General features: G+C 40.5%; 17 protein-coding genes. 14 read left to right on the top strand and 3 right to left on the bottom strand.

The features are described from left to right. Window positions 1-225 precede the first annotated feature (225 nt). The 3 genes from ACSLUK_RS11995 (at window position 226) to ACSLUK_RS11985 (ending at window position 4,603) form a co-directional block, all read left to right on the top strand. The gene (locus tag ACSLUK_RS11995) at window positions 226-2,865 is read left to right on the top strand and encodes a reprolysin-like metallopeptidase (RefSeq protein WP_448548893.1); all 2,640 of its coding nucleotides are present in this window, start codon (window positions 226-228) and stop codon (window positions 2,863-2,865) included. Next, window positions 2,858-3,211, top strand: a complete 354-nt coding sequence (locus ACSLUK_RS11990) for a hypothetical protein (protein WP_448548892.1) — start codon at window positions 2,858-2,860, stop codon at window positions 3,209-3,211. The genes ACSLUK_RS11995 and ACSLUK_RS11990 overlap by 8 nt, the downstream gene beginning before the upstream one ends. 90 nt (window positions 3,212-3,301) lie before the next feature. After that, complete coding sequence (locus ACSLUK_RS11985; RefSeq protein ID WP_448548891.1) at window positions 3,302-4,603, top strand: sensor histidine kinase; 1,302 nt, start codon at window positions 3,302-3,304, stop codon at window positions 4,601-4,603. Between the two features lie 147 nt (window positions 4,604-4,750). Here ACSLUK_RS11985 and ACSLUK_RS11980 read toward each other — a convergent pair whose 3' ends face one another. Together ACSLUK_RS11980 and ACSLUK_RS11975 are read right to left on the bottom strand one after the other, a co-directional pair. Next, entirely contained in the window at window positions 4,751-5,119 is a 369-nt protein-coding gene (locus ACSLUK_RS11980) for a PAS domain-containing protein (RefSeq protein ID WP_448548890.1), read from the bottom strand. Window positions 5,120-5,445: 326 nt separating this feature from the next. Next, a complete protein-coding gene (locus tag ACSLUK_RS11975; protein ID WP_448548889.1) occupies window positions 5,446-6,411 on the bottom strand; it encodes a hypothetical protein in 966 nt (321 codons plus the stop codon). A 312-nt stretch (window positions 6,412-6,723) separates the two neighbouring features. Here ACSLUK_RS11975 and ACSLUK_RS11970 point away from each other — a divergent pair, with 312 nt between their 5' ends. Then, window positions 6,724-7,851 carry a S8 family peptidase gene (locus tag ACSLUK_RS11970; RefSeq protein WP_448548888.1) on the top strand — a complete coding sequence of 376 codons (1,128 nt, stop codon included), beginning with the start codon at window positions 6,724-6,726 and terminating at the stop codon, window positions 7,849-7,851. Between the two features lie 410 nt (window positions 7,852-8,261). Further along, window positions 8,262-8,432 (top strand): hypothetical protein, encoded by a 171-nt coding sequence (locus ACSLUK_RS11965; protein ID WP_448548887.1) that lies wholly within the window; start codon window positions 8,262-8,264, stop codon window positions 8,430-8,432. On the opposite strand, the gene ACSLUK_RS11960 is transcribed toward ACSLUK_RS11965, so the two are convergent. Further along, the gene (locus tag ACSLUK_RS11960) at window positions 8,433-9,245 is read right to left on the bottom strand and encodes a hypothetical protein (RefSeq protein ID WP_448548886.1); all 813 of its coding nucleotides are present in this window, start codon (window positions 9,243-9,245) and stop codon (window positions 8,433-8,435) included. Between the two features lie 201 nt (window positions 9,246-9,446). Between ACSLUK_RS11960 and ACSLUK_RS11955 the strand changes: the two genes are divergently transcribed. The 9 genes from ACSLUK_RS11955 to ACSLUK_RS11915 all read left to right on the top strand — a co-directional run bounded on the left by ACSLUK_RS11955 (window position 9,447) and on the right by ACSLUK_RS11915 (window position 17,585). Continuing rightward, entirely contained in the window at window positions 9,447-9,776 is a 330-nt protein-coding gene (locus ACSLUK_RS11955; RefSeq protein ID WP_448548885.1) for a hypothetical protein, read from the top strand. 163 nt (window positions 9,777-9,939) lie between these two features. Beyond that, complete coding sequence (locus ACSLUK_RS11950; RefSeq protein WP_448548884.1) at window positions 9,940-10,860, top strand: LysR family transcriptional regulator; 921 nt, start codon at window positions 9,940-9,942, stop codon at window positions 10,858-10,860. Between the two features lie 30 nt (window positions 10,861-10,890). After that, on the top strand, window positions 10,891-12,444 hold the full coding sequence (locus tag ACSLUK_RS11945; protein ID WP_448548883.1) for a glycerophosphodiester phosphodiesterase family protein: 1,554 nt from the start codon (window positions 10,891-10,893) through the stop codon (window positions 12,442-12,444). Window positions 12,445-12,453: 9 nt separating this feature from the next. Beyond that, window positions 12,454-13,410: a uracil-DNA glycosylase gene (locus ACSLUK_RS11940; protein ID WP_448548882.1), complete on the top strand. Its 957-nt coding sequence runs from the start codon at window positions 12,454-12,456 to the stop codon at window positions 13,408-13,410. A 359-nt stretch (window positions 13,411-13,769) separates the two neighbouring features. Further along, the gene (locus tag ACSLUK_RS11935) at window positions 13,770-14,096 is read left to right on the top strand and encodes a hypothetical protein (protein WP_448548881.1); all 327 of its coding nucleotides are present in this window, start codon (window positions 13,770-13,772) and stop codon (window positions 14,094-14,096) included. Between the two features lie 289 nt (window positions 14,097-14,385). After that, window positions 14,386-15,033 (top strand): hypothetical protein, encoded by a 648-nt coding sequence (locus ACSLUK_RS11930; protein WP_448548880.1) that lies wholly within the window; start codon window positions 14,386-14,388, stop codon window positions 15,031-15,033. A 132-nt stretch (window positions 15,034-15,165) separates the two neighbouring features. Then, on the top strand, window positions 15,166-15,555 hold the full coding sequence (locus ACSLUK_RS11925; protein WP_448548879.1) for a hypothetical protein: 390 nt from the start codon (window positions 15,166-15,168) through the stop codon (window positions 15,553-15,555). Between the two features lie 124 nt (window positions 15,556-15,679). Continuing rightward, window positions 15,680-16,207, top strand: coding sequence for a hypothetical protein (locus ACSLUK_RS11920; protein ID WP_448548878.1), 528 nt, complete (start codon window positions 15,680-15,682; stop codon window positions 16,205-16,207). Window positions 16,208-16,331: 124 nt separating this feature from the next. Then, complete coding sequence (locus ACSLUK_RS11915; protein WP_448548877.1) at window positions 16,332-17,585, top strand: DUF3644 domain-containing protein; 1,254 nt, start codon at window positions 16,332-16,334, stop codon at window positions 17,583-17,585. Window positions 17,586-17,595 lie beyond the last annotated feature (10 nt).

Raw genomic sequence — 17,595 nt, 5'->3', positions numbered from 1 at the left:
GAATGTAACACACTGTGACTGCCGTAAATATAGTGATACTGTTATTGGCAAGAATTCCTAACAACTGCGATATTATCGCGGCTTCGGGCTAATTGTATCCGTTTGTATCCAAAAAATAGGATGTTGATACCTTTCGAATAAGAATTAATCGGCATTCTCTAATACACTTATTCCATATTGAAAATCATCGAAATCGACACCGATTGGTGCAAGTGAGAAATATGTATGAAAAAATCAGTGCTTAATATGACAGGAATTGTTGGTTTAGCGGGCTGTTCATTCTTGGCGTTCGCCAATGAAGGAATTGAATTGGGATGGCAAGCACTCCAAGCAAAAACAGCAATTAACGCACAAAGTAGAGTATCGTCAGGCGCTATGATGAGATTGTCAGAAGGACAACTAGCTATTTTGTTACAGACATTCGACGGTAATATTGAGCTAGATGTCCCGTTACCTAATGGCCAACTAGTGACATTTTCATTAACGCCTAATAGTGCAATGTCACCTGAACTAGCACGTAAATTTCCAAGTATTAGAACGTTTAGTGGTGTTCAGGTTGATAATCCTCAGAATTCTGGACAATTTGATGTAACGCCGAATGGTTTTCATGCCATGTTTTCTCATGATGGACAAACAGTCTTTGTTGACCCGCAACAGCAAGGCGACCGTGCTAATTATGTTAGTTATTATCGAAAAAATGCCGCATTGGGGTCGGCAAGTGCACCATTTAAGCAGTACTTACCTAAAAAGCTGATAGATAGCAGCTTGAAAGACGTGGCTCAAACGAGTGACAAACACCACCGTCAAAAGGCGCTTCAACAAATAAAAACATACCGCCTTGCCATATCAGCAGCAGCAGAATATACCGCATTTTTTGGAGGCACGAAAGAAGCGGGATTAGCGGCCATTGTTACAATGGTTAATCGACTGAATCAAGTTTATCTACAAGATATGTCTTTGCAGTTTGAACTTGTGGCAAACAATGACGCTATCGTATTTACTGATGCGAATACCGATCCATTTAACAACGATGGTGATGATGGCTCGTTAAATACCGGCGTCATTAATGATGCCATAGGTGTGGATAATTATGACTTAGGCCATGTAGTCAATACTGATGGTGGTGGACTGGCTGCATTTGGTGTGGCTTGTGATGCCAATTACAAAGGCGATGGTATGACTGGTGACTCTAACCCTGTAGGTGATGCCTTCCATATTGATTACGTTGCACACGAAATTGGTCATCAATTGCGTGCAGATCATACGTTCAATGGTCAACAAGGGGCATGTGACGGAAATAGAGCGAATGATTCTTCATATGAACCTGGCAGTGCGTCAACCATTATGGGTTATGCGGGAATTTGTGGTGAACAAAACCTACAAAATAACTCTGATCCGTTTTTCCATATTCATTCAATTGATCAGATGTCTGCATTTATTAATTCAGGCGACGGCGCGTCATGTGGCACAACATCGAACTCTTCCAATAATGTCCCGACAGTAGATGCAGGTAATGATTATACGATTCCAGCGCTTACGCCATTTGTTTTAACTGGACAAGGGAGCGATACCGATAGCAACGCTACCTTGAGTTATAGTTGGGAACAGTTTGATCTTGGACCTGCAACTGCTACGAAATCAGATGACGAAACGGATTCAGGCCAAGGACCATTGTTTAGAGCGCTGTCGCCCACTTCAGAACCTGTGCGTTATTTACCGAAATTAGCTGATGTTTTATTGAATCAGGTAAGTTACGGGGAAACGTACCCCGCAACATCGCGAGAGTTGAATTTTAGACTCATAGTGCGTGATGCATTGGGCGGCGTAGCTGATGATGCAATGAAGATTAATGTAGTGGATACTGGGTCAGCGTTCGCCGTTACCGTGCCTAATGGCAACGAAGCTTATACTACAAACCCGCAAAACATTACTTGGGATGTAGCTAATACGAATATTGCACCAATTAATTGTGCTTCGGTCGATATCAAAATGTCGACAAACAATGGCCAATCGTTTGAACATTCACTTGCGAATGGCGTTGCTAATGATGGTGAACATGCAGTTGAGTATCCTGAAGGAAATTTCCCGCAGAGCCGCGTTATGGTGTCGTGTAGCGACAACATCTTTTACGCGATGAATAAAGGAACTTTTACCAGTAATATAACGGGAGACGTTTCTTATAGTATTGTTGGTCAACAACCCATTAGCGTGAACGAAGATGACTCAATTGAGTTAACAAAGGCACTGTTTATTATCAGTGGTGATGCAGTATCGATCAAAGTTGCAACAGGTAATAACTATACCGTAGATAATACTTTGGTAACACCAGACGCTAATTTCAATGGAGAGCTGACTGTAAATGTAACTGCAGTATTTAGCGATCGCGAGAGCGAACCATTCCCAGCTAAGGTTTCGGTCAATGCGGTAAATGATGCGCCAGTTTTACAGAATGATTCGCTTAGTATCACACAAGATACGCAAAACCATACGGTTGACGTACTAGCAAATGATAGCGATGTTGATGGTGATACATTAACGATACAAAGCGCTACAACTAATGCGAGTGGTACCGTGTCATTAAGTGATAACAAGTTAGTGTATACCCCACAAAGCGGGTTTACCGGTACGGAAACAGTAAATTATGTTGTGACAGACGGCACTGTTACCGCCAATGCAAACTTAGTTGTGACGGTAAATGCTGCTTCTGGAAACTCGGGCAATGGTAATTCTTCGAGTAGTAGTTCAGGTGGCGGATTATATTATGGTGTTTTCTTGTTGCTACTTGCAGGTGTGTCACGATTATTTCAACGTGGAATGCGTCAGCAAAAATACCTTAATGTAAAAGGAGGTAATCGCAATGTTTAACAAGCGCATAGCTGCATTAGTGTCTGTGATTTTGATTACTGCGTGTCAGCCCAGTTCACCGAGTCAAACGACGGCTGTGGTATCGCCCGTTGACACCGAGGTTTTTCAGGCACGTAAGAATAATGATTTTCGGGTGTATGGAACGTCTGGCCGAAATATCACAATTCCAGGGATATCCAGTGAAGATAGAAGCTTTGCTGTAGAGCAGTGTGGCATCAAATTCATGAAGGGCACGGGTGATGTAATCAAAACCCCTGAACAGCGCCAAGAAAGAAAGGAAAAAGTGGCTTACATGAAATCTTATAATCAGCGTATTTTTGTGCTGTGTAAGCAGAAAAAAGCGTAGCGAATAAGCTAGATAGTGACAACGGGCATATTCTACGGCGTGAGAGCGGGTTACTATTTAGCTTGGAATGTTTGAGTATAGCGAGAGTATATGACTAATTTGGTAAAAGTGTTGGCAACGTTAACGTTAGGGTTTGTGTTTGTTTCGTTGCTAAGTTTTACGCTTTTGTACGATGTTGTAGACCGTGTTAGTTATGCACATGTTCAGCAGCAGTTGATTGATGCTAAAGAACAAGTCAATGAAACTTTAGAACAGCGAAAAAACGATGATTGGCATGAGATTTCAACACGCTTATCCGTAGAATTAGGTATTCCCGTTTACGTTGATGGGCGTAATACAGATACATTTACACTGGAGCAATTGGAAAACTTCGGATTGGAAAGTGCAAAGACGGGGCTAATTGACTCCTCTTCACTGCAACTCTACTTCCCAGTTTCAGAAAACTTTGTGTTAACTGTTGATGGTGTATCGAGTAATACTTGGATTGCGTACGCATCAGAGGGGGCAGCTTGGTTTCTTGGCTTTCTCATCAGTATTATTGTCGTGGTTTATTTTCATCGACAAGATCAAAAGAAATTGCGTGCATTAGCGGACGTATTTCAGTTGAATGTTTCTAGCGCTAATGTTTTACAAAGAGAGGTGGTGATAGAAGATATCGTCGAACTTGCAGCTAACTTAGTTAAGCAACAGCAGCAAAAGTCTCAATCCATCGAACAATTGTTAATGACACAGCGAGATTTATTGCATGGCGTCGCGCATGAGTTTAGAAGCCCGTTAGCACGTATGGAGTTTTCTATCGAATTGTTAGTTGCTGCTGATCAAGCTGAACGCGCCAAATTAGCTAAGCAACTCGAAACATCAATCCACGAACTTGACGAACTTGTACAGCAATTACTTAAATACTCCCGCCTTAAGCATGATAATTCTCCATTGTCACTTTCAACGTACAATTTGCTTGAATTGGTCAATGCTTCCATAAACAAAGTGCAATCATTTTATCCTCACATAAATTATCATCATCAAGACGATGCTGATTGTAGTATTGACTGCGACGAAACATTAATTGTGTTGGCGTTGGTGAACATCTTGCGTAATGCTGGTCGTTTCGCCAAATCACAGTGTTGTATTAATTGGCATACCACAGATGATAAGGTCATTATTCAAATTGAAGATGACGGGCAGGGATTACCTCCGGGAAGAACGAGCGATATATTCGAGCCCTTCATGCGGCTTGATCCTAGTCGCTCGCGTGACTCAGGAGGGCATGGTTTAGGCTTAGCGATAGTCAAAGCAATTGTTGAGCGGCACGACGGTTTAATTAGTGCGGATGATAGTGAGCTCGGCGGTGCTCGATTCACCTTGTCATTCAGCAACCGCCTGGAAAGTAATTAATGAGTAAACTGGCACTTATGCTCAATAACTAGCAGCTCAAAGTTAGAATTGCGTTTACCAATTCATTTACGTAGCAGCGGCTATCGCGTATGGCTAGACAAACACTAATTTACCGACGCTTGATGGCGAACTGTTAACACGAACTAACTAATGTTGAGCTTTTACACAAAGCCACTGTCGATCATCCTGTTTAAGTAATCGTAGCTTAACGCTCGTTGGTTTTAGTTGATAGGTAAGCACATAGTCTATGGTTTCATCGATAGGCAGGCAGGTATTTGCAACTGCTCGGTATTTGTGAGAAACCATATAGTTATCGGTACTTGGAACTAACTGAGTAAACAGGTTTTTATCTTTGACTTCACGTTGCGATAGTCCCGTGTTTTTCAGTTCGTGCTGATTGTAAAACAGCACTTCACCCGAAGAAGACAACTCGATGATGCCAAAGTCTGCGTTATTTAATAGTGCGGGTTTTGCTTGAGATAATGCGCTTGCTAAATCTTCCTGATTAAATTTCATTGTGGCCTCCATGTTTGCATTTGAGCTTGCAAAGTAAAATGCGAATAAAATCTAGCGCTTTCCCGATAAATTGTAGCTGAAAAATATCAAGTTGCTAAATCGATTTTCAATGAAATTCTATAAATTTTTTTTATTTAAATTTGGCGCAGGGAAATGCCGGCACTAGTGGCACTCACTGCTATAGCTTTGTATGCTCGCCAAAGTTATCTCATTAATCTTTCTTTGTATTTCATTAGCGACCGTCAATTACCCATAAACAATAAAAATAATTTATGGTTGGATGGTGCTAACTTTACTCTTACGCCTAATACCTGAATACGTTGCTGCTAAGCAATATTGTTGTTCATCTTTTCAATTGTATTTGTTAACTGTTGTTGTGCTTTTACACTGTCACCAAGTGCTAAGCTCGTTTCCATTGATTTTAATTCGCCAATTATATTGGCGTGAATCGTTTGCTTATGCTGCTCTAATTCCCGTTGCTGAAGTTGAGCTTCCGCTCTTTTAAGTGTTTGTTGGTCACCTTTAACCAGTGACTCAGCCGCCTCAACAAATCGTTGAAGTATGCGATATACCATGGTGGCAGAAAATCCCCCTAACATCGCAATAGCGGGCTTACCAAAGCTATTGAGTACATTGTTGCCATTCGCCTGAAAAATACTCGGTGGAATTAATTCCACAATGAATAGCCCTGCAATTACGCCAAGTAATAGCCGTATCCAATAAGTTGAATCGAATTTCGGATCATAATTGGCGTTGATGATGAAGCGATTAAGCCGAAAAAGTGCTGAAAAACAACCGCCAAGCCCTGCGCAAGCGAGAATAAACAACAAGTTTAAAAAGAGCTCGAGCCCTTGTGAGTTCAAAAATCCTTTGTTGATATTATTTACGTTTACCTCAGGGTGAAGTCCTACAGCAATGACCAAAAACAATAATAAAAGAGAGGTAAGTGTGAGGTGGCGCACCAAAGGTACTGGTCCCAAAAAATTAAGTGGGTGTTTTCGCGCTTTCTCTCTTTGTATTTGCAAAATGCCATTGGGCGTAGCGGGAGCGATAGCACGTGATAATTTTTTATGAATTGTTCCAAGTGTCCTGATTTCATCGTTCGTGTATTGATGGTTTTCTCGACACAGTAAAAGATGAAGGGCTTCAATTTTTGCCGGTTCAATAGATATACCTGACGACATTGAAAATTCAGCCATAGCCTGGCATTCGTCAATTAGGCCAAGAACTAACGCGCTCGGTTTATTTTCTGATTTTGATAGTGGACTGCTATCAATTGCACTTAATGTCATATTCAAATCCTTTTGTATACACTAATTAGTTGAGATTCACCTATATCCTCATAGGTGGATTGTTATTAAGTGTGTGCCATTCCATTGGCTTACGCAAGTACGGTTATTTTAAATAATATTTTTAACTTAAATATCGCAATTGAGGCTGATAGGGCATTCAACCTAGTTAAAAGTTACGTCATGTCGCACTCGTTCGAAAAACTGTCGGAATCTCTTTAATCCCTCCTTAATCTCGTGACTAGACTCTAAAAGGCCTGCTGTTAATGGCACAAAGCACAGATAAATAACAACAATTATTTTGGAGCAACACCTATGAACAGTAAAAAAACTTTTATCGTATCGGCAATTGCTATCGCAATTTCAGGAAACTTGTATGCCGATGACGGTGAACCCACCTATCAAACAAATGCAGATCTAATGGATATACAAAATAGCTGCATCGTTCGTTTCGATGACGCAACAGAGGGTGAAAAAGTCACAGGGTTAGCGCGCGCTATGGCTGCTCGCGCAAACGCAAATGTTAAGCACGTTTACAAGCATTCAATTAAAGGCTTTGCGCTCAACATGCCGTGTCATGCAGCCGAAAAAGCGTTTGGTGACGATGCCACTATTAGCTCGTTAACACCGGATAGTATTGTCTCTATAAGCAAAGGCAAGCCTGTAAAGGGTGGTGGTCCACAACAGGCATCTTACGGTACCACTCGCGTAGGTGGTCCAGTTGATGGCACAGGTTACACCGCATGGGTTATCGACAGTGGCGTTGACCTAGACCATCCAGACCTCAATGTCGACGCAAGCCGTGGTTTCAGTTCGATAAGTCGCGGTAGCATGGATGATCAAAATGGCCATGGAACGCATGTAGCGGGAACTATCGGCGCAATTGATAACTCGATTGGCGCGTTGGGTGTTGCTCCTAATACCACTATTGTGCCTGTTCGCGTGCTTGACCGCCGCGGTTCAGGGAGTACGTCAGGCGTAATTGCGGGCATTGATCATGTTGCTGCGAATGCCAATCCTGGCGATTGTGCAAATATGAGCTTAGGTGGTGGCGCAAGCTCCGCGTTAGATGATGCCGTAGTTGCTGCATCTCAAGCTTCTGGCGCATTTTTTGTTGTGGCAGCGGGCAACGACGGCAGCCACGCGGGCAATTACTCGCCTGCAAGAGCCAATGGTTCTAAGGTTTGGACTATTTCGGCAGTGGACTCCAATGACAATATGGCTTCTTGGTCAAACTATGGAAATCCGCCAGTCGATTATGCTGCACCGGGCGTTAGCATATTCTCACTGTGGAAATCAGGTGGAACCAACACCATTTCTGGCACATCAATGGCAGCTCCACACGCCTGCGCCGTAATTATGATGACCAATGGCCATCCAAGCACCAGTGGAAAGGCGAACAATGACCCTGATGGCAATGCAGATTCGATAATTCACCTCTAAATGCACGCAATCGTGCTAGCACACCAATAGCATGTAGATGAAAATTGGGGACATATACAAATGTACTTGTCCCCAAGCCTTTTTCTATCAGATTCTTTGGCAGACATAGCTAAAAGTGGTTGTGAGAAATGATAATGAGAACCATGTGTCAACGCCCCTATTTTTCTGTGTATTAACTGTTAAAGCAAGATAATAAACAACTCTCCCAAATGTGTCAGCTTGGAACTCTGGAGTGGAATATTTTTCTTCCTTCAATTTGTATCTTCATGATAGATATAATGTAGTCTTCCTTTTATTTAAGGCTATGCCAAGATGGTGGCTAATAACTTCGAAAGTTTGTATTTTTCCTCAAATACTTTAGAATATGTACGACTGTACAAAAAACATACACTTATAAAAGGATTTGCAATATGACGGACGCACAACTTGATCGGATCAAGTTCCTCACCGATATGTTTATTGTTGGCACCATTTCAGAAGACGAGCGTGTCGAGTTAGAAGAGCTGCAAAAAGAGTGGCTGCTCTATACCGACAAAGATTTCTCTGAAAATTACCATGTTCGCCGAAGTTATCAGAAATAGCTACACCTCGTTAATTAACTTTAAGTGCACTGGCGTTAACTGATTCTGGCGGCTAACACTTGCTAGCAAACGTACATCAAGATTATCGCCTGCTTGGACGTCAATCCCCTCATAAGGTACGGTATTGAGTTCGGGAACACTTCTTAACAAAGGCTTATCCGCTAGCATGGGATAGTTAAGCACAGGAGCAAAATAAGGAAAGAGTGATTTGCTAGACTTGGAGTGCTCCCAATACAAAATATAGTCTGCTTCACACACTAAAATGCTGCCGTCTATATCCAAAGCGTTCTGCTTAGACCACGCATCAATGACTGATTTTATATGTTTTGTAAATTCGGCCAATGAAATGTCTGGATGTCGTCTGGCACAATACACCTTTGTTTTTCCGTCACGCCAATCTATCTCATCATCTCTTAAGTAATATGGCGTACCTAATTCCAGTTCACCTTCGTACTTTTGAGGGAATGCAGACTTACTTTTCGGGATCTCACCGCCACGTGAAAAATTAAATACAGCCCCGTGCAAAGCGCCATAGGCACGCCCTGAAGTTGATTCTCTGGATGCGGTCTTGTAATCCTCTTGAGAACCATACAAAACAAGTGCTATCTCATCTGGGAGCTTAAAACCTGTATCCGGCAAAATGGCAGGGAAATAACCAATCAATCCTAACGGTTCCATCATTTGAACGGTTGCCGGAATAAAAAGGGTGCCAAGTTTTTCGACAAAATCATCTCGCCGGTTTAAATACCCCTCTGAGCGGTAGCCTTGCCAAACTCTAAAGCCGGTCGGTTTGCATTTTTTGTGTGCCATCATCTTCCTTCCTAAACATACTGACGCTTCAATCATGTGCGCTTTTATCACGCTTTGCAATGCGAATGCTAAATAATGCTATGCAAAATATTCATTGGCATTAGCAAGCCAATTAGCAGAATATGAATGCTATTGACGGAATGCAGTTTTAAACAAGTTCATTGAGAGATACTTGTTATAATCCATGTCGATAAGGAGAAATAATTGAAAAACAACGCGAAATGTTTTGTTAATAACACCAAGGATGATGTAACGGTGACGCTTTTTATTGCAGCGTTGTGTGAAGGTTCATTTCAAATGAATGAAACCCGCATTGTAACTATTAATGCGGGCGCTGCGGTTGACATTGAATATGGCGATATCCAAACGTCTTTTCTGATAGGTATTGAAATCAGTTCAAAGGTTGATGGGTGTCTGATGACTTCTTGTCAAACTACAGACGATGTCGACAGTGATTTTTGTATGACACTAAACAACAGTCACCTTTTTGAAATCAACAATGTGGTCACGCTAGACGTTGAAATGCTTGCTTGACTTAAGCACATAGAGCTTGATTAACACTCAAGTAAAATATCTATGTTACGTTGGTATCGCGTAACTGTGTTCATAAAGCAGTAAATGAATTTCATGGATGAAACAAGCGAATTTATGTGTTAGAAATACAATAACTAACTAAAACATAGGGATATCATTGTTCATGAAAGTTAATCCGCTCTCAAGTATCAACCCAAGTGTCTTTCCCGCTTTTTTAGCCGTTGCCGAGCATAAGAGTTTTACCACGGCAGCTGAGGTATTGTACAAAACCCAAAGTGGTATTAGCCGACATGTCAGTGAATTAGAAAAACAACTGGGCGTGCAGCTTTTTATTCGAACACAAAAAGAGGTCGAATTAACAGAAATTGGACATTCTTTTGTTGACCTAATAAAGCAGCATTTAGATTCCTTGGATAGACTGTACGACGAGGCACAGAATGAGCGGGAAGGGTATCGGGGAAAGGTGCGGTATGCGATGCCTCCCAGTTGCCTATTATCCCCTCATTTCCCTATCATTCTCGATAAACGCAAAGACTTCCCTGAATTAGAAATCAATGTTGAATTAATGCCAAATGACGATATTTTTGATTTGGTACTAGGTTCACATGCAGATTTTGGTTTTGTGACAGAGCGTATTAATAATCCAGCACTACACTATGAACCATTTTGCCAAGAAGAATATGTATTGGTGGGTTCACCAGAATATGTATCGGGATTGACTTCAGATAATGTGACCGAACAAAAATATGTATCATACCCTGGTATGGATGTGTATTTTGATTTTTGGATAAATCATTTCTTACCATATGAAAAGTTTACCAAGGCGCGTTCCCTTTATTATGCTGGCGCGATCAATGTTATTGAAGGGGCGATCACCATGGTTAAAAAAGGGGTAGGGCTCTCTGTATTCCCTCGACATTGTGTTAGCCAATATCTCGACTCCGGTGAACTAGAAATCTTTCTTCCTAGTGAAACAGGGCCATTGACCAACTGGATTTATATCGTACAACCTAAAAGTAACGCTACACCACGTAGAGTATCTATGGTCATTGAATGGTTTTTAGAAATGCATAGAGACGATTAACTTCTTACACCACATGAATAAGGACATTGTATGTTTAACATTTCAGCGCTTAATGGGGATTGTTGGTCAACACCGGCAAGTACGATAGAGGCATGCTGGTCAGCACTTGGCGCAGGAGCTAATGGCTTAACGCTAACGGTGTATTTGACTAGTGATAATCAGCTTGTTTGCGCACCTGATGAGCAATTGCTTAATTATACTGGCCAAGATGTTTGTATAAGTGACGCATCATTGGCAGATATCCAAAAATTAGATGCGGGGGCTACTTGGCGCTCTACCGAGTTAAAAGACGGACAGCCAACAGGCGCGGTTGGAGAAGATACCCCTTGGGTAGCCCCTAATGATTGGCAACGCGTTTATTTCCCTGAATTAGCACTGGTGCTCCAAACCTTTGGACGAAGAACAAATTTTCAGCTTAAGCTTGCTGACGACGCTAATATTGCAAACCACCTGATCCCTTTACTACAACAATTTGGCTTAATTAATCGAATCAATCTTATTACTAATCAGGCTCAGATAGTACAAATATCGATGCAAGCCAAAGATTGCCGATGTGTGCTTGATATTACAGCCCTTACCAGTGATACCATTTTGCCACAAATAAATGAATCAACTTCCATACGCAGCTTTTGGATTTTATACGAGCAACTTGACACATTGACCTCAGCTGAGCGAGAGGACTTGGCGCAACTCCTCTATGTAAACAATCAGTCTTTACAAGTAACGAGTAATCATATGCCTTATGCGTTAACTCGTATTGCTTACGAAAATTTAAGTGCTTGGAAACTACCTATCGATGTGCTTGTCGCAAAAGGGGCGCTGCCAAGTGTCGAGCAACAAACACCAGCATGTCCTGTCTTTTCAGAAGACTTCAATGGTCCGTCCGTAAACCCAACACAGTGGGCTTTAGGTTACTCACATGATAATGATGATACACAGATTTCGATAAACGATGGGTTAGTGATAGATATTAAGCAGGGCGGACATTATTCAGGTGGCGCTGCGGTGATGAAAATTCCAACCCATGGTGATTTTGATGCACAAGTTGGCTTTAGCGTTGCGCACCCTCACCAGGGAACGACGTTTGAGATGGCCGCAATATCGATTAATCCGAGTTACAAGAAAACAAACTTGACCTTCGATGTGCACGGGGCGCCACCTTATGCGTCGAGCGAGAGAGATGAAGATGATGGCTTTCGTTGTGGCTGGAACAATGGCTTGTCAGTAACCAATTTTATTTTATCCAGTGACGACATCAAAGCGGCTGCCAATTCAGGGAGTGATTATAGCCTTTGGGGGGAGCCATATTCGTCTAACATTTACAATTGCTACGGTAGGGATGTTGGTTACGGCAAGATAGATTCACCAGATGGTTACCTGCGCCTCGTTCGACATAAAGAGGTGTTTAACACTTACTATCGCGATAAATTTAACAAAGCGTGGGTTTGCTCAGGAAGTATGCTCGTGACCAATCTCCCAGATGATGTGTTTATTCGTTTGGCAGCTAAGCACTGGAAAAAGAAAAATCCCGAGCCGCCACGCAATACTGTGGTATTCAAAGAATTCGTGATCAAACAATACTAGGGAAAGCACATGAATATATTACGCGTTACCATAGTCGTCGCTATTTTTTTAGTTGGCGGCTGCGCCAGTCAAACGAACACAGTTACTAATAATACACTAGCGCTCCAAAAAGAATCTTCTCTATGCCACAACCTTGATGGGCTAACTTGGGAAAAATATTCACTTTATGATGTGACCTATACGTGTATGCCAAAGGGATGGGAGCACTTTTTTAATACACCTGAAGTAAAAGCGTCGGTATTAACCATCTCTCAGGAATTGGATAAACAAATTAAAGACGGCTGGGAAATAAGTCCAAGTGTCGGGGCGACGTTTAGAGCATTATATATGGTACCGCCAACGTTAGCTCAAGCTGTCATTTTAGGACAAGATCCAGCACCGCAACCAGGGCTGGCCACAGGATTGTCTTTTTCATTACCACAGGGCACGCCAACGTCAGATGTGGCATCTGTCCAACGGGTATTTTTAGAAGCGAACAATGAAGGTATCTGTACTGATCTTAATGATGGTGACGCATCTCAGTGGGCAGAAAATAATGTGTTATTGCTAAATATGGCGCTGACAATCCCATGTCCGAAAGATGGGTTTTGTAAAATAGCTAAACATGTCCCACTGTGGGAAGATTTTACAGGCTACTTGATGGCTTATATTGATACGTTAGAGCAGCCAATGTCCTTTATCCTTTGGGGTAGTAAAGCCAAAGCCTACGCGAGTACTGTAAAAAATGAATTGCACAAAACTTTCGAAGGTGGACACCCTTCGCCAAAAGCGCATTCATCTAACTTCTTTTGTAAAAACTATTTTAATTGTGCCAACAATTGGCTGGTAAAAAATGAAGCTGATCCCATTAACTGGAATTTAGGTCGTTCATGCCAAGTACAGCCCACCTGTGAGTGGGAATGGGATTCTGAGACGCGCACCTCTTCTTGTACAAAGGTTTGTGAAGAAGTCGCGTGTCCGATCTAGGCTGGGCGTATTTAATAGTTGGACTTAGTTATAGGAAAATGCCAAACAACCCAAATAAAACACTTAAACTCAAAATAGCTCTGTCCAACTCGGTTTGCTGTAGTAAATTATCAAGAGAGCATATTGTACAACGTATGAATACCTACATGTCAGAAAGTATGAAATAAAATTGGCTACTTACTGATGATCTTTGGGGCATTTCTTTATTTACAGCATTTGCCCAAACATACGATGAGACTTCGTATTTTTCAGGCGAAAAAAACTTTTTAAAGATCAAAGATGTAAATCGTCAAAGTGAAGCTTGGGGTAAGTTTTCTGCTATCTATAAAATTACTGCAAATATAGTGAGGAGTAATAGTGTGCAATCAAAACAGTTGTTAGACCTTGCGCGAGGAGCTGAACTAGCGATTGTTATGGCTTATGTGTCCACGTCAATTTCAGATGAAACTAGCGTAGAGCAATTTGACGCAATATGGAAATCTTCAAAAGCTTTTAGTAAGTCTGTCCCTGAGTCTATGTTGACCAGTATCTTAGCTGATGCTGAAAGAATGCCGGACCAAGACAAATTAATTGAAAAACTATCTGAATCAATGAAGGTTTGTAGCGATAATTTAAAAAATCGACAAGACTATATTGATCTTTGGAGAGAGTTATCCAAAAGTTGTATATTAAGCCTTCCTAATTAGAAAAGCGTCCAATAAGCGTCCAAATATTAGCTATAAATGAATCTTTATAACGTTTTTTAAGTTTAAGTTTTTGAGAAATATTTGAAATAAAATGGTGGCCCCTCCCAGACTTGAGTTTATCTGCTAAATATTTGTAATGTAAATGCATTTTTATTATCTTAAAGTGTATGTGTTACGACTCTTGTTACATAAAATAACAGCAATGAGAACTTAGGCGTTCATCTTAAAGTTGTAAATGGAGTTCGTTGACATCGCAACTATTAATCCAACTTTTAGGTATCTAGATAAAATGGAATCAGCATTTAGTATTTTTGAAAAGCACTACAAATCTATACAAGATTTGATTAGGACTGCCGATATTTATACTATTCATGCTTTTGCAAAGCTTAAAGGTACAGAAGCAGATCTAGAGTTAATCAACAATATTATGAATGACCATAATTGTCATAGTACATTAGTAAATGCGTGGTATTTTCATATGTCTAAAGAAGAAAATGATTTGCTTCGCCAAGATCCACACATTAAAACTATTTGTGAACAAATAGTTACTTCGTCTTTTGTTTCAGTTGAGTACTATTTGGTCAATAGATTTAAGGAACTAATTCATAAGAAAGTAACAAATAAGAATATTGCCAATTCGGTATGTAAATTATCTAATGGCACTAGCTTGCAAAAGCTCCATGAAAAATATAAAAATTTTCTTGATATTGATTTGTCGAAATTTGAACAAGATGTATGCTTATTCGAGAATAACTGGTTCAATCCAGATAACTGTTGGCAGGCACTAAATATGATGTCGAAGGTTCGTAATGAAGTAGCTCATACGGGTAGTTCTAATACATATCAGATAACATACTTACTTGACGCATATTCTCCTTATCATTTCATATGGCGCTGGGTAGGATTGTTTGACTCTAAGAGTATGAGTACCGAATAAGAGAATGAATTGTGATTCACTAAAGTTTTTCATTTTTAGTTGCAAACAACGCAATAAAATTGCCAAACTAAGCTCACACAATATTCAAGCTTTTAGTGCCTTTGAGTTCCGCAAATATTAGGAGACTTAGTTATGGATAAACAAGACGAAAAAAATAAGTACGATGAATCTAGTCTTTACATTTCAGCCCCTTGGGGGAATTCAAATATCATGCAGGGGGTTTCACGAGTTTCAAGAGACAATCCAGTTGATCCAAACCTCTTTGTTTCGGAAAGATCTCGAGTTCATGAGGCGTATATTATCGAACAAGAGAAAACCAAACGGCTAAGTTTAATACTTTCAGCTGTATTGCTCTTAGCTGCTTGTTTAATCTTTATCTTCGCGCCAGAGGGCCGAGAACAGGTTTCCACTTGGATTGGAGCTGCCCTTGTCGTAACTGCTGCGGGGGCTGCGGGTTATAAGCGGGTATGGGGTAAATCCAAAATCATCTCTTTTGGCGCAGATAATGGTGCTAATAAATAAGTGCACCTAACCAGTGCCTAAACCAAAGAGGCGCAAAACAGAAGGCTGCGCTCATTCGTCGCTTTGTTTAGCCTGCTATTTTGTGCCAGCCAAGCGTTATAAGTAATCTTAAATTCGGTGTAAAATGTTTGACATTAGTGAGTTATCAATTGCGTTGCAGAAAGAAGACGAGGTCGGCCGTGTTATTCGGACTCATTTACATATCGAAAATTTGATAAATCAATTTTTACATCTTGCCACTCCATGTCCAGATTATTTATCTCCACTAAAATTAGATTATTTTGGTAAAGTTCAGCTTTCTTTATCTTTAGGGTTACCTGAAAAATTTAAACAGCCCTTAAATTTTTTGGGCACAATACGCAATAATTTCGCTCATAAACTTAATCTAAAAATTGATAAAAATATCGTAAATAATTTTTTTGATACATTTGATGAGAAACAAAAAAAAGACATTATTGAATCATCGTCTGTAAATACACTTTCGTGGGTCGCAGAAGGAAAGTCTTGGAAAGCAATATCTCCATCCGATCGGTTTATGATTATGAGCTTCGCTCTCTATTACGGCTTGAAAATGAGTATTGTGGAATTTAAAACTGATATAGATATACGTGCATATCACGAGCAAATTGGAAAGCTAGCTAAAACAGAATAAATTACTTATAACAAACGCATTTAGTACGGACACAAAAAGCTTGGCTTGTGCTCGTGCTTCGCTTAGTTTAGCCAAGCATTTTGTCCCGCTTGTGCAGGCGTTTAATAGCTTATGGAGTATTGTCTTGAATCGGAATCAAAGAGTAGAGCTAGCTTTTAATTTTATGCTAGCAAAGGAGAAAGCCGGAGAAGCTTTCACTATGGCTGAACTTGTTGAAGCATCTGGTTGGGCACTAAGTAGCTGTCAAACGTACCCAACTAAAAGGTGGCACCAATTCGTACAACGGGATGGTAACCAATATACGTCTACAGGCCTTATCTACCTTAGTCTGGAAGAGTTTAGCCTTATACACTCACAAAAACTTCAAGACCCTAATAAACTCTCATCAAAAAGCATACTACTTCACAAGGCTAGAGAGTTTGCTTTATTAGCAGTATCTACATACAACAACCCGTATACAGAGTTCAAGACTTATGGCTTCATCGTTAATATTGTTATCGCCTATACAGCGTTATTTCACGCGATTTTTGAAAAAAAATCACAAAACTATTTTTATCTTGATGATGATGGTAACCCAAGATTGATTGACGGAGAAGAAAAGGCGTGGGAGTTATCTCGATGTTGCTCTGAATATTGGGGGGGACAAGCCAACCCTGAAACTAAGAATTTGAATTTTCTTATCGGACTTAGAAATAAGATTGAACATAGAAGCTTACCGGCAGTTGATCTTGCGACTAGTGGTGAATGTCAATCTGCGCTCAACAACTTTGAGAACTTATTAGTAGAAGAGTTTGGAGATAGCTACGCACTAATGGCGAGGCTAGCTATTGCAATGCAATTAACACGAACGTCGGAACAAGCTCAACTGGAAGCGTTAAAACAATTTCAAACTGAGAATTATCGAGTCGTGCGAGAATACATGGAAACATATAAAAATGATTTGTCAGATGAAGTACTTGAAAGTCAAAAATACAGGATAAGAGCGTTCTTAGTTCCAAAACTCGGGAATCATGCCAAATCCGCTGATTTGGCCGTAGAATTCATTAATGTTAATAAGTTGAACGATGATGAGATGGCTAACTATGAACAGGGGGTAGCTTTTATTAAAGGAATTGAATCACCATTTAAATTGAAACCTAGTAAAGTTATTCCTATCGTAAAAGAGAAAATTAAAGATTTTAATCCAACATTACATACAAAATGTTGGAAGTATTACAATGCGAGGCCACGCGAACTTGTTACTTCATATAAAGGTGAATATGCTGCATATGTTGAAGGATTTGATGGCTATTTATACTCTAAGCGTTGGGCTGAGTTTTTAGTTAGGCAGCTAAGAAATAAAGATGAGCTTGCAAGAGTTCGTAGACAAGCTATTTAACAAGTTGCTC

The organism is Thalassotalea fusca (assembly GCF_053485835.1).
This window is presented reverse-complemented; position numbering and strand designations above follow the sequence as displayed.